This window comes from Leptolyngbya sp. PL-A3, from assembly GCF_039962325.1.
Taxonomy (GTDB): domain Bacteria; phylum Cyanobacteriota; class Cyanobacteriia; order Elainellales; family Elainellaceae; genus Vacuolonema.
This window is the reverse complement of sequence record NZ_JAMPLB010000032.1, coordinates 67,771-86,870: the sequence shown is the minus strand read 5'-3', so window position 1 is coordinate 86,870 and position 19,100 is coordinate 67,771. Positions and strand designations below refer to the sequence as shown.

Annotated in this window: 13 protein-coding genes; 2 read left to right on the top strand and 11 right to left on the bottom strand. The window is 51.2% G+C overall.

What is annotated here, in order from left to right:
• Window positions 1-259: 259 nt before the first annotated feature.
• From argH to NDI52_RS21675, 3 genes are all read right to left on the bottom strand, one after another.
• Window positions 260-1,660, bottom strand: a complete 1,401-nt coding sequence (argH, locus tag NDI52_RS21685; RefSeq protein WP_190775016.1) for an argininosuccinate lyase — start codon at window positions 1,658-1,660, stop codon at window positions 260-262.
• 237 nt (window positions 1,661-1,897) lie between these two features.
• Complete coding sequence (locus tag NDI52_RS21680; RefSeq protein ID WP_190775015.1) at window positions 1,898-2,158, bottom strand: hypothetical protein; 261 nt, start codon at window positions 2,156-2,158, stop codon at window positions 1,898-1,900.
• 118 nt (window positions 2,159-2,276) lie between these two features.
• Entirely contained in the window at window positions 2,277-3,701 is a 1,425-nt protein-coding gene (locus NDI52_RS21675; protein ID WP_190775014.1) for a PP2C family protein-serine/threonine phosphatase, read from the bottom strand.
• A 671-nt stretch (window positions 3,702-4,372) separates the two neighbouring features.
• Here NDI52_RS21675 and NDI52_RS21670 point away from each other — a divergent pair.
• Window positions 4,373-4,585, top strand: coding sequence for a hypothetical protein (locus tag NDI52_RS21670; RefSeq protein ID WP_190775013.1), 213 nt, complete (start codon window positions 4,373-4,375; stop codon window positions 4,583-4,585).
• Window positions 4,586-4,903: 318 nt separating this feature from the next.
• On the opposite strand, the gene NDI52_RS21665 is transcribed toward NDI52_RS21670, so the two are convergent.
• Together NDI52_RS21665 and NDI52_RS21660 are read right to left on the bottom strand one after the other, a co-directional pair.
• Entirely contained in the window at window positions 4,904-5,665 is a 762-nt protein-coding gene (locus NDI52_RS21665) for an ABC transporter ATP-binding protein (protein WP_190775012.1), read from the bottom strand.
• A gap of 205 nt (window positions 5,666-5,870) precedes the next feature.
• Window positions 5,871-7,109: an FtsX-like permease family protein gene (locus NDI52_RS21660; RefSeq protein ID WP_190775011.1), complete on the bottom strand. Its 1,239-nt coding sequence runs from the start codon at window positions 7,107-7,109 to the stop codon at window positions 5,871-5,873.
• 1,220 nt (window positions 7,110-8,329) lie between these two features.
• Between NDI52_RS21660 and NDI52_RS21655 the strand changes: the two genes are divergently transcribed.
• On the top strand, window positions 8,330-10,441 hold the full coding sequence (locus tag NDI52_RS21655; protein WP_190775010.1) for a serine/threonine-protein kinase: 2,112 nt from the start codon (window positions 8,330-8,332) through the stop codon (window positions 10,439-10,441).
• Window positions 10,442-10,591: 150 nt separating this feature from the next.
• On the opposite strand, the gene NDI52_RS21650 is transcribed toward NDI52_RS21655, so the two are convergent.
• From NDI52_RS21650 to NDI52_RS21625, 6 genes are all read right to left on the bottom strand, one after another.
• Complete coding sequence (locus NDI52_RS21650; RefSeq protein WP_190775009.1) at window positions 10,592-11,794, bottom strand: glycosyltransferase family 61 protein; 1,203 nt, start codon at window positions 11,792-11,794, stop codon at window positions 10,592-10,594.
• Window positions 11,795-11,946: 152 nt separating this feature from the next.
• Window positions 11,947-12,915, bottom strand: coding sequence for a glycosyltransferase (locus NDI52_RS21645; RefSeq protein WP_190775008.1), 969 nt, complete (start codon window positions 12,913-12,915; stop codon window positions 11,947-11,949).
• A gap of 136 nt (window positions 12,916-13,051) precedes the next feature.
• Window positions 13,052-14,107, bottom strand: a complete 1,056-nt coding sequence (locus NDI52_RS21640) for a glycosyltransferase (RefSeq protein ID WP_190775007.1) — start codon at window positions 14,105-14,107, stop codon at window positions 13,052-13,054.
• A 97-nt stretch (window positions 14,108-14,204) separates the two neighbouring features.
• Window positions 14,205-15,497, bottom strand: coding sequence for a flippase (locus tag NDI52_RS21635; RefSeq protein WP_190775006.1), 1,293 nt, complete (start codon window positions 15,495-15,497; stop codon window positions 14,205-14,207).
• A gap of 110 nt (window positions 15,498-15,607) precedes the next feature.
• Window positions 15,608-16,912 carry an O-antigen ligase gene (locus NDI52_RS21630; RefSeq protein WP_190775005.1) on the bottom strand — a complete coding sequence of 435 codons (1,305 nt, stop codon included), beginning with the start codon at window positions 16,910-16,912 and terminating at the stop codon, window positions 15,608-15,610.
• Between the two features lie 80 nt (window positions 16,913-16,992).
• Window positions 16,993-18,675 carry an alkaline phosphatase family protein gene (locus NDI52_RS21625; protein ID WP_190775004.1) on the bottom strand — a complete coding sequence of 561 codons (1,683 nt, stop codon included), beginning with the start codon at window positions 18,673-18,675 and terminating at the stop codon, window positions 16,993-16,995.
• Between the last annotated feature and the right edge of the window lie 425 nt (window positions 18,676-19,100).

Genomic DNA, 19,100 nt, shown 5'->3' with positions numbered 1-19,100 from the left:
AAACTCCTGACCTCGGAACTCGACAAGATTTCCCCTGAAAGGGTTGCGTCATTGACGTCCTACGATTTCATTCTCGAAGCCCTATTTGGCGCAGCTTCATATTAAAACGGTATTAGGAGATTTCTGAGAAACAATATCCCCATTATTTGGAAAAAAGGCGCGGCTTCGCCGCGTCTTTTTTCCAAATAATGGGGAAGTTCTTATCTGGAAATCTCCTTAAAGGTTGGGCAGGGCCCAACCTTTAACGCCATGCGTAGAACTATATCGGTGACTGTAGACGCGATCGCGCCCGTCCCAACGCTTGCCTTACTTGCTCAAATCCAGTGCCTCCGTAGCTGTTGCGGGCAGCGACCACCTGGCGGGGGGCGATCGCCTCATAAATATCTGCCTCGAATGCCGGGTGTAGAGCTTTCCACTCTTCGAGGGTCAGATCCTTCAGGAGTTTGCCAGCAGAGAGAGAAGTTTTGACCACTTGACCAACCAGATTGTAGGCTTCCCGGAAAGGAACTCCGCGTGCGGCTAGATAGTCAGCCACATCCGTTGCGTTAGAAAAATCTTCGGCTACTGCTTCATTCAGGCGAGTCGTACGGAACTGCATCCCCTCCTGGAGCAAGATAGTCATAGCCTCCAGGCAGCCTTTTACCGTGACGACGGCATCAAACAATCCTTCTTTATCTTCCTGAAGGTCTTTGTTATAGGCCAGGGGCAACCCTTTCAGTGTCACTAGCATGGCCTGCAAATGGCCAAACACCCGACCCGTTTTGCCACGTACCAGTTCTGGCACATCCGGGTTTTTCTTCTGGGGCATAATGCTGGAGCCTGTGGAGCAACTGTCCCTCAACGTAACGAAGCCAAATTCCTCCGAGGCCCAAAGGATCACCTCTTCTGACAAGCGGGAAAGGTGGACGAGGATCAGGCTGGCAGCACAGAGAAACTCTACCGCAAAGTCGCGATCGCTCACGCCATCAAGACTGTTCTCGTAAACCCGCTCAAACCCCAACAGTTCAGCCGTGTAATGGCGATCAATGGGAAATGTTGTGCCCGCCAAGGCTCCCGATCCCAGGGGGGAAATATTTACCCGCTTCAATACATCTCCCAGACGTTCCCAATCCCGTTGAGCCATTTCTACATAGGCCAGCAGGTGGTGAGCCAGGCTCAGGGGTTGGGCTCGTTGTAAGTGGGTATAGCCGGGAATTAGAGTTTCTATATTGGTTTCAGCCTGATCGAGCAGAACAGTTTGGAAGATTTGCAGTTGCTCACGAATCTGGTGGATCTGGTCACGCAGATAGAGGCGTGTGTCGGTGCCAACCTGGTCGTTGCGCGATCGCGCCGTGTGCAATTTCTTGCCCACATCCCCCACCACTTCCGTCAGGCGTCGCTCCACAGCAAAGTGTACGTCTTCGGCATCAATGCCCGGTTGAAAGCTACCCTGGCGGTACTCCTGGCGAATCTGTTCCAGCCCCGTTACCAGTTGCTCGCCTTCTTCAGAAGAAATGATTCCGGTTTTAGCCAACATTTTGGCGTGAGCCTGGGAGCCGGTGATGTCGTACTCAATAAGGTTAATGTCGAAGCCAATGCTGGCATTAAAGCGGGCGATCGCCGGGTGCAATGCTGACTCAAAGCGTTGGCTCCAAGTTTGGGGAGGTGCAGTGTTACTCACGGATTCAGACCTGATAATCCTTAGACGGTGTGCTCAATTAAGATTTTGGATTGAGCAGGTGAAATCAGAATCTTACCCCGTTTCGTGGAATGCTGCGGTGGTCAAAGCAGCCATATTTCAATATGCGTCAGGGATAACTCAAAGCCGACTTGCGGGTGTGGTAAACACATCTACAAGCCGGCTTTAAGGTCTCGCAGGATGTTTGTGTGACGTATACAAGCACCCCTAAAGCAAGTTTTAGCTATAGGTCGTCACACCCCGCAACAGGTAGCCCAACACAAAGCCAATCAGCAATGCCCAGATTTGACCCGTTTTAACGAAATTGTTTATAGATCGCCGGAAGCCAGCGAACACATCCGTATCAAACTGCTGTGCTAACAAATCAAAATGACCATGGGTTAGGGATGTCAGCCAGCTTCCGTGGCTAACGTCGATGGTCGTGGCGATCGTCGTCGTATCTGGCAGGTTAGCCAGGGTATCAATGAGATGAATCAACATCACAGGTTCCTTACCTCACACAGGCTTGTCATGCCTCATCCTTCGTCAATGGGCTAACTGTATCAGAATTTTTGGACAAACTGACATCCTGCACCTGTTCAAACCACAACGGATATCTTTATTCTTCGTCGGCGTTGACCTTCATAACGATCAGGGTCATATCGTCCTCAGCCTGATGGTTGTCGCCAATAAAGGATTGCACCTGATTGAACAAATGCTCCAAAATTTCTTGAGGAGACTCATGCCGCAGGCAGGCCCACTTGAATGCTTCGGTGAAGCGCTCCTCGTCGAAGCGATCGCCCGCTCCATTGGCTGCATCTGTAAATCCATCCGTGTAGTAGATTAAGGTGTCGCCGGGGGCCAACTGCACCTGACCATTTTCGTAGTGAGTGTCTACATCCAGCCCAATCAACATGCCCAGGGTGTCGAGCCGTTGAATCGTTTGGGTGGCAGCCTGCCATAACAACGGAGGATTATGGGCCGCGTTGCTGTAGGATAAGCGACCAGTAGCCGTGTCATATTCTGCGTAGAACAGCGTCACGAAGCGGTTAGAGTTTTCGAGATCCGCATACATAACGTGGTTCAGATTCTGCAAAATGCGCGAGGGGGAGTGACCGTTCAAGACTTCAGCCCGCAGCATGCCGCGTAGCATTGTCATGATCAGCCCGGCAGGAACACCTTTGCCCATCACATCGCCAATGGCAATACCCCAGCGGTTGCAGTCATCAAACCCTGTTTTCTTCGAGCGAATTTGGTCTGAATTGGCTGGGATGAAGTCGTAGTAGTCGCCTCCTACCCGGTTAGCGGTTTGGCAGCGAGCAGCCAGCTCAATACCCGTGATGCGCGGACATTGACGAGGCAGTAGTTGATGCTGAATTTCTGCTCCGATCTCCAACTCCCGGTCCAAGCGCTCTTTCTTACGGAGCTCGACAGTCAGTTCGTCGTTGGCGATCGCCACCGCTGTCTGATCGGCCACTAGCCGCACCAGTTTCTGGCGCGTTTCTGTCCATTCATACGTTGGGTCGTAGCTAAAGACATAGAGCCGTCCTCGCTCTACCGTCTTCGTCAGAATGGTGGTGCCAAAGAGTTGTACACCAGACCCCAGACTATGGCTAATTTGGTGATCCAGAGCAGCCGTCAAATTGGCTTTTGTGAGGCCAGGGTTGCCCGCCGCTGTCGTGGTGAGCTGGCGAGTAACCGTTTCCAAAGCTTTCCGAACGTCCTGGCATTGAGTGCCATCCTGGCAGTGCACTCGCTCCAGCCGCATCTGGCCATTGGGCCGGTACAGCACCAGTGCTCCACCATCCGCATCGGTAACGCGGCTAGCAATCAGGGGTGTCAGTTCGAGGAATTGATTGAGATTAGTAAAACTCCGGAGGGCGAAACCCAGAGAGCTGAGCAAATCCTGTACTTTATTATGTTCCCGGTGAAGGCGCGACACGAGCTCTTTCAGCGCAAACACGGGGGTCATGTCAGGCGACAGGCTACTGCCGACAGCGTCGGAGGATTTGGACGATTTACGCGGGATGGGTGCAGTAGCCATTCAGGGGGCCAAGGAGAGCAGGAGAATGCAAAGCAGACAGATATTGGGATAGATTCTAACGAATGTCGGGGCGATCGCAATACTTCAAGTGGCGCAAATCAACCCGATGAATGACGGAAGTTTAGAGCATTAATACTAATGACTGCATTAGGGTTCCCAGAGGATAGGTCTTTGAATACCGTAAGGGGACAGGGGTTTACGTAATTTTCCTAAAGGTAAGGATGTTTAGAGAAGATTCTTCCTACAGCTGTCTTAGACCCGATATGAACCCCTCCTAGCACTCTTCCAAGGCAGGAAAAGGTTTCGTTCATACTCTATCTTCAATGGGCATAATGCTTTGAAAAGTTCTGTAACTCACTGATGCATGCTCTCAGATGCAAGGGAACAGTGAATATCAGAAATGGCTCACTCCGCTTATATCCAGGGTTTCCAGCTCCAACAGAGCTCCTGAAGCGGCTAGAATGGATATCCTACCGTTAAACGTGTAAGCGCTTCATGAAAACTTTGTGATTACACGGCAATACCTGGGAAGCCAGGTAAGGATTTATACGGAAGAATTTCCACGGAGAAAACCCCTACAATCTTGGAGCCATACGGAGCTGCCTGACGCGTCTTATCTTGTCATCTGCCATTAGAGCCATCTACAAACTAAATTGACCCTTGCAACCTTTATGACTGCTTCAGCCTTTGACACTCTGAGTCATTGTACGTTGCGCTACAAAATCACCCAACATGATGATGGTCTTATCCTCTATGTTTGGGAGCCCGCTACTCTTACCGAGGCCCGCGTACGTCCTTTTACTTTTATGGCCAAGCACCCCATTGGTGACAAAGAAATGGCCATGGAAATTTTGAGCCAGTATCTCAGTACTTATGAAGGCTAATCTTTAATTTGTCGCGCATCTCGCACAACAAATTATTGAATACCCCAGTACAGCATCTTCCAATCTCACAAACCTGAGTTCGATTAAAGGCATTTTCGAGTGCTGCGAAACATGCAGCACTCGAAAATGCCTATTTTGCCGTATGCAGAGCGCATGCCAAAAGGGGGATTTCAGCTTAAGCCCGAACGAAGGAGCTTGTATTAAATAACCTGTAGTTTTTTGGAAAGGGTGGCGTAGCGAACCCTCCCCCCAAAAAACCACAGGTCATTTTGTCGCTCAAAGCTTACACCGTTGTATTAGGTGTTGCACGCGTTCTGGCTATGCAGCTTTGAGCATGCCATCTTCCAAATGAAGCACGCGATCAGCCACATCCATGATGCGAGAGTCATGGGTCACCATGAGGACGGTACGATCGCGCTCCTTCGCCAAATTCCGTAATAGCTCAATCACAGCGTGACCGCTTTGAGAGTCAAGAGCGGCAGTGGGTTCATCAGCCATGATCAGAGATGGGTCTCCGGCAAGGGCACGGGCGATCGCCACCCGCTGCTTCTGTCCCCCCGAAAGTTGCTTTGGAAAACTGCGGGTTTTGTCAGCCAGACCGACCTGATCCAGCAGCATCAGGGATTGCTCGCGCGCGTCGCGGCGGTTAATCCCCTTCACTTGAAAAGCCAGTTCCACATTTTCCAGAGCTGTAAGTGCCGGGAACAGATTAAATCCCTGAAAAATAAACCCAATATTGTGTAGGCGGAATTGCGAGAGGCGATGGCGAGACAGGTGAGTGATTTCCTGCCCCAGGAGGTGCACCGAACCTGAGCTAGGCGTCAGGATCCCAGCCAGGATAGACAATAGAGTCGTCTTACCCGAACCGGATGGCCCCATCAGCAACTGAATGCTGCCCTCCGGCACCTCAAGATTAATGTGAGAAAGGGCTTGAAACTCCTCACCGCCCGCTTGGTAAACCATCCCCACATTCCGAGCAACGATTGCCAAAGGACGATGCGGCTCGGTACCGGAAGGGCGACGAAGGCCTGTCGGATGAAGTGTTTGGGAAACACGTGGGTCTACTTGCGATGCGGTCATGATGTCTAAGCAAAAGGGACAAAGGGTGGGGCTAAGGTTAACTTCAATAAAACGCCACACTATTACGGTGGAGATTTTGAGAGCACTTAGCGAACGGACAGTTGAGAGCAGCTTTGGCGGAAGACCTTAACCCTTGAAACAGGCCAGCCTTCATCTATCTTCACTTTAATGGGAGCATTTACAGCAGGCGGTAGTGTGTGAAACTTCATGCTTTGAAAACGATGGCTGGGTCAACATGGGTAACGCGCTGAATGGCAATCAATGCAGAGCCGACACACATCAGCACCGTCACCCCCAGAACTCCAGCGGCAGAGGCCGGGGTAATGAGAATGGCAATGCCCTGGGTAGCCAGCGTCCACATTCCCACGCCTAGACACAACCCCATACTGGGCAAATATCCTAGCACTGCCATCCACATAGCCTGCTCAATAATGATTCGGTAAATAACCCAATCAGAGGCTCCCATGGCTTTGAGGGTGCCAAACTCTTTGACGTGGTCTGTAACCGACGAGTAGAGAATTTGTCCTACTACTACCATTCCCACAACGACCCCAACCGTAGCGCCCAGTCCCAGGATGAAACCAATACCCGTGCGCTGAATCCAATAGTCACGGGTGCGGTCAGACATTTCTTCGCGGGTATAAGCTCTTAAATTGGGCAGGGCTTTATGCAACCGTTCTTTCAGTGCTTGCAAGTCCTGACCCGGCTCTGCCTTTACCAGAACATAGGTAATCGCATCTGTGCCTGTAAGGATTTTCGGTTCGGGTGCGGAGGTCGTGTCTGGGGTTCGCCGATACGCGTTGTCGCAGATCAGCTTTTTGTTATCCAAACGGCAATTGGTGGTGGAGTTGAAGCCAGCTGTCAGGTAGGCATTCGCGTTCCTTAGAGAGGCAAAGACATAGGCACTGGCAGGAAGAGACTGAGTACCCCGAGTGAAATCCACCACCTTAGCGGGGAGGGAGCTGATGCTGGCCATATCTCCCGCTTTAGACACCCCTAAGGATTTAGAATTGGCAGTATCAGGGATGACGGTGTAAGGCTCTTGCAGGTTTTTCAGATCAGCCGGGCTCAGCTCGCCGACGTTGAACAGGCTTCCGGCGGGATCAAACCCAATGATTTGAATGGGCGCAATTTCTCCGGTGGGGCCACGCCACATGGTCGTGCGGGTCAGCAACGGTTCTACCCGGCTCACCCCATCCACATCTTTCGCCTGGGCAACGGAAGAAGCAGGAATAGGCAGGGTCAATTGTAGGTTGACCATTTCCTCGGCGCTGAGCCAGATATCTGCACTGGAATCGTCGATAACTGTTGTGGTAGAACGGCCAAACCCATTAATAATACCGGTTTGAATCGTCACCAAGCTGACAGCAAACATAACCCCGGCCTGGGCCACTAAAAACCGTGGGATGTCTTCAAGCAGGTTTTTCCGGGCAACAGAGGCCATGGGGTTCAGTCCTATAAAACGGCGCCATCGGCAACAATCGCATGACAACTGAGCCGTGGACGCAGTAATCAGTAGCTAAGACTCCGGTAGAGGCCGGACACGGAAGCGATCGCAACCAACCCCCATCAAGCACAAGAAGGTGCACGAGGGGCGATCACACATCCCTGGATAACAGGCAGGATGACTGCCCCTGATTTCACTTTATCGGGAACGCCGAAGGGCTGCAAAAGCGGTGTGCCAGTGCCCTAATTGTCAAAAGATCTCTACTCAGGTGGATGAAAGCCAGCAGCGTTACTCTCATAATCCTGAAATTCAAGGGTAATTTTCATCCACCAATTGGGTATTTTTTTTATTCCGTACCCGTAGTCATTCTGATTTCGAACTTTAGACTCATTTTTCTGGTTAAATCATCAAACGCATAGCTACAGGGCGTTTGACGATTTAAAGATTTTTCTGGGCACATCAGGGCAAGCAAAGAATTATGGGACAGGCACGATGTTGTGCACCATGTCTGTCCCATGGATTAAAGCCCCTGATCTTGGGCATTGCTAAATGCAGGTATGAGATGGGGGATGAAACTACAGTTTCATCCCCCATCTCATACCTGCATTTAGCAACAAGTGGTTTTGCGGCGCTGAGCGTTGCAAGAAACAAGGGCCATGGCAAAAGGCCCAGTGTTACCACCAGGCCTTTTCGATGGACGATTGAGTTGACCGTTTTAACTCGAATTGAAGAATTGAACCAGGTGTACAAAGAACTAAACAGACGTGTTGAGATTGTCGAGAGTTTGTACAGATAACGAAGGCAGGATATCGGTTGCGCTCCACCAGTGACCTCTTGAAGTGGTTGAGGTAATGGAACAAAGAAACCAACGGGTTTATCGCGATTTCTGAGGTACGCTCGATGGTGCCAAAAGCCTTTTATTGCCTTCGCCTGAATCACAGCAGGAGGCACGGGCTGGATGTCAGTAGGGGGTTGGTTGGTTGTGCCTTGATTTATAAGTTATCACCCGATTGGGCGATGGGGAGGGGGATGTTGAAGAAATTTATGGGTCTTTACATGGCTTAATAAGGGCGATCGCCCCGTAATAATTGCATGAACAACTGTGTCATGGGTAGGGTGAACTACTGATGTAATACGAATGAATTTTCAAACGGCTTGCCATGCATCAAGTACGCTAGTGTGGGAACACCGTTAGCCAGACACGCCACTCCTGTTCCATGTCGTCACTGTATTGCAGCCAGGGGCATAACAACCAACCGGGTAGCCGGTTCTGCTCCATCTGCGGAGAAAAACTACAAGCTGTTTCCCCCAAGGGCGAGCCCAAAGGTGAGCTACCGAGCGGGACAATTTTAGGGCAGCGATATCAGATCACCCGGCTATTGGGGGTGGGCGGCTTTGGCCGTACCTATTTAGCAACGGATCAGAACCGCTTCAACGAGATTTGTGTACTGAAAGAGTTTGCACCCCAAGTCGAAGGGCAAGCGGCTATGCAGAAAGCCGAAGAACTCTTTGAGCGAGAAGCCGGAATTCTCTATCAGCTTCGGCATCCTCAGATTCCCCGCTTTCGTGAGTTACTGCATATCCACCTCGGCGGCCATCTACGGCTATTTCTCGTACAGGACTATGTAGAGGGACAAACCTATCAGCAACTTTTGGAGACACGGCGAACAACGGGCCAGTTTTTTAGCGAAGCAGAGGTAATTCAACTTCTCACCCATTTGTTGCCAGTGCTGCACTACATCCATAGCCAGGGAGTCGTGCATCGGGACATTTCCCCGGACAACTTAATTCTGCGTACAGCGGATCAACTCCCTGTTTTGATTGATTTCGGGGGCGTCAAGCAGATTGCGGCCTCTCTAGCGTTGCATTACGGCTCCTCTGGAGACACCGTTACCCGGTTAGGGAAAGTGGGCTATGCCCCAGCCGAGCAGATGGATACGGGCAAGGTATCTCCCGCCAGCGATCTCTATGCCCTGGCCGTTACCCTGCTCGTACTACTCAGTGGCCGGGAACCCAGCGCTCTGGGAGATTTAACAAGGGGTGACTGGAAACGGCAGGTCAAGTTATCCCCTCAGCTTCAGTCAATTGTGGAACGCATGTTGGGGAAGGACCCGCGATCGCGCTTCACCACCGCAGAGCAAGTCCTTCAGGCTTTACCGGGGGGTGCTGCATTGCCCTCTCCCCCAGTTCCACCCGTTACTCCCGCACCATCTCCCTCCCAGATAGAGCGAACGCGGGCGATCGCTCCCGCCACGCCCACGCCTGCGCGTGCCACTGCTGCGACGGCCACAGTGTCTCACCCGGCAGCCTCTGCACCACCCGTGCGCCGCCAGTGGAATCTATCATCCCTGGCAGCGGGGCTGGCGACGGTCGTGCTGGTGGGGGGCGTAGCAAGCGCCACCTGGGCCACCCGGAATCAATGGATTCCACTGCTGTTTGGCCCGCGCGATCGCACCGAAACCCCCAACCCTGAGCCCTCTGTATCCTCAGAGGAGCAGGCCCGTAAAGCAACGATCAGTGCCCGACGGCAAGAGTTAGGGGTTGACACAAAGTTTTTAATTCGCCTCACCGATGACACCTTCTACCGGCGCAATCCTGAGATGGCCGGACGCAGCCTGAGCCAGGATGAGTCCGATGCCCAATGGCGGGAGCAATGGGATGGAATCGCGCTGGAGTGGCTGGAGTGGTTTGATAAAAATCTCAGCTCAGCGGCTCGGAAATCCTTGGGGAGCTACGATGAGGGCGATCGCACAGCCTGGAAACGCGAGGTCAACCGCCTTAACGTTAGTAGCCGCGCCCTCAATGACCTGGCAGATGCCCGCTTCTACCATGCTTTTCCGGAATGGCGGGATCAAAAATTCATCGATGAGCCGATTGGTCAGGTATGGCAGGCCATTACCTTTGATCAGCTTCAGGCATTGAAGGGGAGCGATCGCCTCACTCGTATTCGTTTCAGCAAAGGGGAGTATAGCGAGAGCCTGGAGCGGAACCTGAAAGCAGGAGAAGGCCAGGTTTATATCGTTGACCTAAAGCAGGGCCAACCTGTGCGCGTCAATTTAGAAGCGCCTTCTGGAGCAGCACTCCTTTCCCTGTATCTGCCCGTTCCTACTCAGGAACTGCCTGTGCTGTTAGAAGACTCGTCCAAAACTCAGTGGTCAGGAGAACTGCCTCAATCGGGTATTTATGAAATCGTTGTGGTTGCTGACGGCGATCGCGAGTTTAACTACACCTTAAACCTAGCCGCTGATGAGGTCAGCACCGAACCCATTGAAGAAATCTTACCCAGCCCTGATGCGGATTTAGATTTACCCATTGCCCCCGGCAATTAGCATCGATAGCGGTATTCAAATTGGTGAAGTACAGAAGGTAGTGTGTGGCGCATCGCGCCACACACTACCTTCTGTACTTAAAAAGTTATTTTTTGGTGCGCATTGCGCACCAAAAAATAATCCTTTCAGCTAGATCTAAAACACACCCTATTATCCGCTAGGAAATAATTTGTGGAGAAGCCGCTTGAGCTTGCTAATGTCCACGATTACATCGCCGCTCTTCTGGCCAGAATCTGCTCCTGGTGCTGGCTCGCAGTAAAAGCACGCATAAGGGAAACCCAACGAACTGGTCATTTGATAAAAGCTTTCGGTAAACCAGAGATTGTAAAAATCAATAATGGTTGGCCGCTTCGGAGAAAAGATCATGTTCATTAACCCTGAGCCATGAGAACCCATGATTGCTTCGGCCTGGGCAAATAAACGCACTTCATCCGCAAAGCTCAGGGCTTCTGGTACATAGCTGACAAACCCGTAGGTGGAAGCGAGCTCCATCACCTCCGCTTCATTCACAATACGGCGACCGACAGCTTCTCCGCGTGAGATAAAGACACGGGGAGAGAGGGCAGGAGTCTTATCAGTGGCTGGCGGTAAATTTTTAATCAAGCGATTGCGGAGCCATTCAAAGGCACCGGGTTCGGACCAGTGCTGCTGACGGCGAAACGAGGGCATGATCAGCTTCTTCACCTTCAGTCGTGGCCCGTCCCAACTCTGATAGCGCTCCGGACCGTAGCCGAGTAGTTGAAGTGAATCCCGCTGCCAGGACTTGAGATTAGCGTGAACCAGAATAGGGACCTGCTGTCCCGTAATCTGCTCGTAGTACTCCAACCCCTCCAGCCGCGAGAGACACTCCATAAACCAGTGGGCATAGGTATGGCGACCCCAGGCATGGATCAGAGAGCAGGCAATATCCATCTCAGGAGCCTTCAAGCGGGTGGTTTCCCGCTCCACCAACATATGCAGCGGCAATGCCTCAAAGTACAGCGAGCCATTGTAACTGTCGGACATGACCGACTCCATGTAGATTTCTCGGTTGGAGCCGACACAAATTCCCAGCTTGCTCACCAGATGAACATCGCGCAACTCAGCCACAAAGGGCGCCTCCAGCTTGACAGATTGATACGCCATCTCGTCGACCAGTGGAGGTTTGTCCTCCTCTAACGTGATCGGAAGCGTTGTCTCAAACTTGTGGGGTTGCCCAAAGGTATGAACCTGGTAGGTGTCTGGATTATTCGCCATATCAGCGCGAGAGACAACCTTCAATAAGCCCATTTTCCAGAGCCACCCCAAAATTGTGTGACGTCCAGACTGCCGGAGTAAGAGAAGCTGATTCCGTAGAACTGCAGAGAATTTCATTGATTAGGTGCAGGGGAGTTGAGAGGGGAAGGTGGTGTTAGAGGGCTTCAATTCCTATCTGGCAATTTGTTCATTCGGGAGGTTTTGCAGAATTCGTCATAGCACATGGATTGTTTTTGCAGTAATGGGGATGAATTGAGTGTAATGAAGCTCTAGGAGGCTTGGCGGACAGACCCAGACGGTACAGTTTTCTTGGCGGAAATAGTATGAATCTTGCGATAGGCAATGTACTTGTAACCAAACAGGGCCGTTACGACTCCCAATCCAAAGGCTATTTTTCGTAAATCTTGAACAAAAAAGGCGCGGCCCATTAAGAAGTGGAAAGGCATGAAGACCATTCCCTGTACAACCCGTCCCGTTCCCTTGACCAAACGCACCAACCAGGTTTTTCCAGAGAGTAGTTCTAGATCGCTAAGGGTGATGGAATTGCCCACACGAAACGAACTGTGCATAAGCCATTGTATAGTCATGCGGCTAGGTGGAATGGGTTCGTACACAATGGCCTCATTGCAGCGAACAATCTTATTACCTGCTACTTGAAGCCGACAAAACATGTTGTAGTCTTCACTACCTGTCAGTGCAAATCGTTCATCAAAGACGGGGTTTAATGCACGCAGGCGATCGGCTTTGACCATCGCATTATTTGTCGCTGCCGTATTCAATACGGCACCTGTTGACTGCGATGGACGCTCAAAAAACTTTCCTTTGATAATCCAATCTGGCGTATCTGGGCTGAACTTGGGTTCAACAAACCCACTGACGACTTCCGCTTGATAGGTATGATGTGCTGCTAATAACTCATCGAGCCACGTGGGAGCGGGAATTTCGTCGTCATCGATAAAGGCGACAAAATCGGCTTCTGGGGGCACCATACTGACACCACGATTTCGTGCATAGGAAATACCCCGCCGAGGTTCAATGCCCCCAACCAAATTCCAGCGGAAGTTGGGTCCAACTTCCTCACACACCTTCAGGCCCTGACCCGAATCGTCATTTTCAACCACAATGACATCGACCTGAGGAGGCGTGTTTTTTTCAAACGTTAGCTGATTAAGACCGTTGAGCAAGCGCCGTAGTTCAACAGGTCGTTGGCAGGTAGCTACGCAGATAGCAATCCGCATGAATTCGTTCCTCAATAGTACAGAAACCACAACTGGAGTAGATGAATCGTTGATGTCAGCTCACGAGCTGCCATGTTCTAAAACGCATGGGTAGATACTCCAGTTCCTGCTGTACACGGATGCAAGCAGGAGGGCATTACCGACTCAAGGCTCTCACCTTTTTCAAAATGGCATCCACAAACTTAGGCCGCGATTGACCCGCAACCAACCAGGCGATCGCCGGTCTCGCCAGAAAATTTGGCATAATCCCTACCCACAAAAACCAGGCACTTAAGACCACTTTGCGTTTCTGGGGCAGGCGCGATCGCTGCCAAAGTGACATAACTCCACGCCAGGCTAAAGCCAGCCGTGAATCTTCAGGAAAAGGATGTTGGTCGGGTTCCAATACACGGGAGGCGATGCGATTGGTGAGATGGACATAGTCGCGCATCCCTGGCTCGGCGATCGGCTCATGGCCCGACTGAACCGATACTTGATCGATGTACTGGTAGCGCAACTTGTCATGCAACAAGTTCTTCCGCAGTTTGTTAACCCAATCACCCGATTGTGAAGCCCACAGATTGCTATCGTGAACCCGCCGCGCGCCCAATGAAATATCAAGGGATGTGACCTGACCAAAGAAAGGAACAGTCGCCACCAGATAACCATCGGCTGAAATGCGAAAGTCCATTTCAGGAATTGGCATCACTTTTTGCAGCGCGGCCCGGCTGAAGCAGGTGCCACTGGTGACTGAGGTACGATACCGCCCCTGGTTTAAGAGCAATTTCCAAACATCACCGCTATCGAAGGGAATTTCCATGACTGGATAGAACTCGATGAACGTTCCCTTCGCATCCACAATGCTGAGGCGGTATTGGCACTGGGCCGTGTCCGGTTGCCAATTTGCCACAACCTGTTCGACGGTGGTGGGATAGAAGTAATCATCTGCATCTAAAAAGAAGATGATGTCTCCCTTACTGGCTTGAAAACCAGCATTTAAGGCTGAACCCTGACCCCCATTCTGTTTGAGAACAGAGATAATGCGATCGCCATAACTTTTGATCACATCAATGGAATTATCAGAGGATTCATCATCGACAACAATGACTTCAACATGAGGATAGTTTTGGCTGAGCGCACTATTAATGGCTTCACCAATAAACTGACCATAGTTGTAATTGTTAATCACAATACTGACCAGTGGCTCACCCATAAAGATACCCCTAGCGTAATTGCATACGTTGACATTGACAGCGCACAACCGACAGCATCATAACCTCACAAAATTAATGAACCCTATACACAAAGTATTAATCATTAGCCGTGTGAAGCCGTTTTTGTCGGCGATTGTAGTAGAACACAGCGCCCCAGATGATGACCATGAGCAAGCCATCTGAAATTAGGGTGGCCCAGGATGCTCCTTTCCAGGAAAATGCCGGAATCAGCCAGAAATTTAGCAGTGTATTTAAAATGGCAATCCCCACCTGAAGAGCGCTTCTGATTCCCTGGAAGCCCGCTCCGGTTAAAGCATCTGCGCCAAATAAACTGATGGACTTGAAGAACAGTAGGGGCGCAAGCCAACGAATGGCACCAACCGCATCCTTATACTCATCCCCTAAAACGTAAGGGACGACGGGGGCAAAAAGGATCAGGGCGATCGATCCAACCGCACCATACCCTCCCGCAAAGGGAATCAGCCGTTTGGCAAACGCATAACTGCCACTAATTCCCTTTTCGCCATGTCTGAAGAAACGGGCGTAGGCTGCCGAGGTAATGGATTGCACCGGTACACGAGCAACGGTGATAATCCGATAGGCCGCCGCATAAATACCCGTTGCATTGAGGGTACTCAAACTGGCCAGCATGGTTTTGTCAATGTCGTTATAGACCGTTTGGGAGGCCAGCCCAATACCAAAGTAAATTCCATCTTTGATACCAGCAGGAATCAAACGGGCATTGGGTCGAGCCGGCCCAATTTGCCGATGAACCGCCCAGACACATTGGATCGCGGCGATCGCCGTACTCACCATATACAGCAACGACCAGGCCATCACCGACGGATTTGGAACCAGGGTCACGAACGCGATAGCGGCTACTAAATTCTTTGTGCTCAAAATGATGCTAATTCGAGCATTTTGAGCCAGCCGATCAACTGATAGAAATGCTTTAGCAGAAGCATCGATCAATTGCAGACAGATCAAGTCTGAAACGCAAAGGATCAAGATCACCAATGGGGAAATAGAAGCAGGCAGGATGAAATGACCGACGACCAAGGCAAGGAGCATCAACAGCCCCCCACAAATGAAGGTCATGACTACGGTGTTGCCCCAGTAGGTTCCAAAGAGGGAGCGATTGCGGGCAACATGCATGACCATGACATTCTCAGCACCGCAGCTGGAAAAGGGTGTGAAGATGCTGACCAGTGCTAATACCCCTGAAAACGCCCCGAATTGTTCTGCCCCAAGGGCACGGGCAATAATGACAAAATAGGCTGCCTGAATAAATATCCGGATACCTCTTGCCAATAGCATCCAGAGGGTGCCCTGCACCATCGGTTTTTTGGACAGAGCTTTGAAGCGATCGACCAAGCTTTGGAGTTGCATTGTTCAAGCAAGTGAAGGGGACATAGGAACGGTTCAGCGCCTCCAAAATGAACGGTTGCCATTGAACGTGAAAATTATTGCTGCAACAGCTCACGCGAAATTAAAGAACCTTAAGGGTTACGCGCTAAAAGCGGTGGTTCGGGAAGCGAGTCCTCTGTCGGGGTGCGATCGGGTAAGGAAATGGGAACCCGAGCGGCTATGTAGACAGAAATAAAAATCACCCAGGAAAGGGAATTTCGCCCCAGGATTGAACTCTCCGTTAAGTTGTAGAGCAGCAGGAAGAACGGCACCAACACACAGTAGAAGTTCTCAAAGGTGGAGGTTCGCTGTAATCGAACCAGGCCAAGGATGAGGGTTGTAAAGAGGGTATACAGAAATAGCAATGAGCCAACCACCCCCAACGCCAGGGTCAGATCCAGATAGCCGTTATGACAGTGGGGAGCCCTCCAGCCATAGTTCATCCAAATTTCTCCTCCCCCACTATTCCAACCATTCCAAAACGCCTCGTAGCCATAGCCAAAGAACGGACGGCGCTCAGCCATTCCAACGCATAAAGGCCATAGATCCGTACGTCCGGTTAGGGTTGCATCTTTACCAAAAAAGGACAGGATGGATTCGAGGTTGCTCGTGATCAGAGAATAGGACACACCACCGACTAGCAGGATGGCGATCAGGGCCAGGAGACGAATTTCAAATCGCCATCGCGTAACCCGGAGCACATTAAATGCTGTAACGATGTAAAACAGGTTCAAGAGTGCCGATGTTGACTTCGACATCAGGATCAAAAAGGTACAGAGCCCCAGGAGACCCCAAAAAATAATTCGGTTGCTCCGCTTCTCGGCTGACAGAGGAAGAAACCCCAGAACCGCGAATACCAGTGCTCGTCCAAAGTTATTTTTGTGAACGAAGATCCCTCGCCATGCCCCTGTATGGACACCTGCCATAACGCCGTACTTGGGAAGAGCGACAATAAAAATCAGGCTGAGCAGGACGATGATACCGAAGGTAATACTAATAATTCGGATCAGTTGTTGCAGGGTAAAACGAGTTCCCAGATAAACCCCAAACAGGGTCGTGCCAATCAGGGCAATCGAACGGGTTAGGGTGATTGAGGGAAAGTCTGACCAGAAATAAGACAAAACGGCCAGACCTGTTAGAGCCAGCAGGACCCGTCCTTTGTACAGGCCGTAGAGCGATCGCCGCCAGCGGTAGAGAACCAGCAGGCCAAAGACTACATACGTCACCATACACAGAAGGCGAACGAGGGCAAAATCTGGTTCACCAGCACCAACTTGATTCTCCCCTTCGCTCGCGCCACCCGTCAAAATGACCTGCAAAGGTCCACCACTGTAGAGGATCAGTGCTGCGATGGTGAATGCGTACTCGAAAAATTCAAATACTTGTCGTTTAGTCATGATGGTTGCCACGAAGTGAGGGCGATCGCCACTCGTTAGGCCGAGAGCCGCACGGTAGATGCGGCCCTCGTCGGACTAAGCTAAACCTGAACAGTCGGAGCAGCTTTTGCAGGTTCCAGCAAAGGCTTACCGTCAAAGTAGTCCGGAATGGGAGCACCCATCAGATTGAGAATGGTCGCTGGTAGATCAACGGGAGCCCCATCAGCAACGACGGTACCCGCTTCAATTCCTGGCCCCTGAATCATCATGAAACCACGAGCGCGGTGACCACCGGGGCGATTGAGTGCGATAGGACCAATCCGACCATAGTCGGGGCTATCCACAACATCTGTGGGAATTTCGTGCCAGCACACCACCAGGTCCGGATCGGGCAGTTTTGGATCCATATCCAGGGGATTGATGCGGGTACGAACCACTTCGCGTACCAGGGGTTTGCCTGTGCGACCGTCTGTCAGGCGGAGGAGCATTTCTTCCAGTTCCTGGCAAACCTGATCGTACTCTTCAGGCTCCACAATTCCATCTTGCTCACGCCCTTTCAGGTTGATCCGAATATGACCATCCGCAAAGGCTGGCATAGCAAAGGCCTTCATCTTAGGCCACAGGGGCTTGTACCAGAAAGCAGGCATCCAACCCAGCTCAACGCGATCGCGCAACAGAGGATAGGGAGACAGCAACCCGAACTTACCCTCCTCCAGGAATTGCTTGGGCAACCAGTTGTTTAAGACCCGCTTAATAGGATTGGGTTCGTGGATCTTGCGCCAGATTTCTCCAGCCCAAGAACCACGAATCGGCTTGGCAATGGGAGGAATTGGAGTTGTGCCTACTTTGCCCGGAGCCAAAGCGACCTGACCGGGGAAGTTATAGCGGTACAGCAGTTCTGCCAGGAAGAACATGCTCATCTGATCCGTCAGATTGGCCCCCATGCCATGAACAGAAAAGATCATGACGTAGGCATCTTGGGGAGCAGATTTGAGCACTTCACCCAAGGCCTGATCGACCCGCTGGTACGCCTGCAACATGAGGTCAGGCTGAGTCCCATTCTGGGTCAGGCGGCCGTGCAACAGGTGATCGGGTTGGCTGCGATCGTACAGGTCATGACCTGCGGTGTGGGTTTCACCCAATCCAGTCACAAAGAGATCCCAACGCTCTTGCTCTAACAACTCCCGGAGGATTTGAGTACGGGTGGTGAGGCTGTCGGCGATCGCCTGCTGCACCCAAGCCTTGTACTTATCACTCCACCAGTTACCACTGTCCCGACGCAAAACAGGATTCGTGCCGTACTTCTCGACAATACTGGGTAGCAGATTGGCCGGCTCGGAAACACTGGGAACAAAGGGAAAGTGACCGCCCCACCCCAGAACCTGAAGGCCATTTACCTGGTCAGCGAGCCCTGAAACGGGAACGTCAAAGGCCGCAACTCGGTATTTGTCGCCCAAAGAGTAAAATGGTTTGTATTCCTGGTAATCATAGCCGCCATGGTAGGCGTCACAACCGACACTGTAGGTTTTGGGGTCGTAGGTGATAGTATCCCAGAAGCCAGTTTTCTCAGGCAAACACCCGGTTGAGAACTGGACCCAGAGCGGCTCTGTTGAAGAAAATTCGACCTGGGGCGTTGTTTTGTAATTTACGTAGCCATGAATGTGAGCATAAGCACCACTCTGCCGGATACGAGCCAGAGTTTTCAGATGCCCCTGCTCCATCCACGGCTCTAGAAACTCTGGGTCTGCGGCATCAAGGCCAATTGCAATGACTGGGTGCTTCACTTTGCCCTCCCTGTAAATAAGCAAACAAATCTCGATTGCAGACTTCGGTCAGGAGTTTTGGATCGCTGTCATTCTCGGACAAATGCTTTCGATTCGTTTTGAAAAACAAAGATTCCGATAAACAGGCAGCTTCACGAAAAATTCATCTTAAAAGCCATCCAAAATACACGTAACCTTGCCAGCATCATGCTGCTTAGATGCTGGCTAATCCCGTTAATAAGCAATAACCTCATCACAGGATTCGCCTTCCATCTATCTATCGGGAATCTATAGCTGCTTTTCAGATGAAAATACCGAAGCAATAGAAACTACAGAAGATTCATCACAGATTATTACGGAGGAAACCGAGCATCTATGTATTTTTTTAGTAAGAAGGCAGATGTATATTTGAAGTTTCAGTAAAGAAGTGCCGCGCTACAGTACAT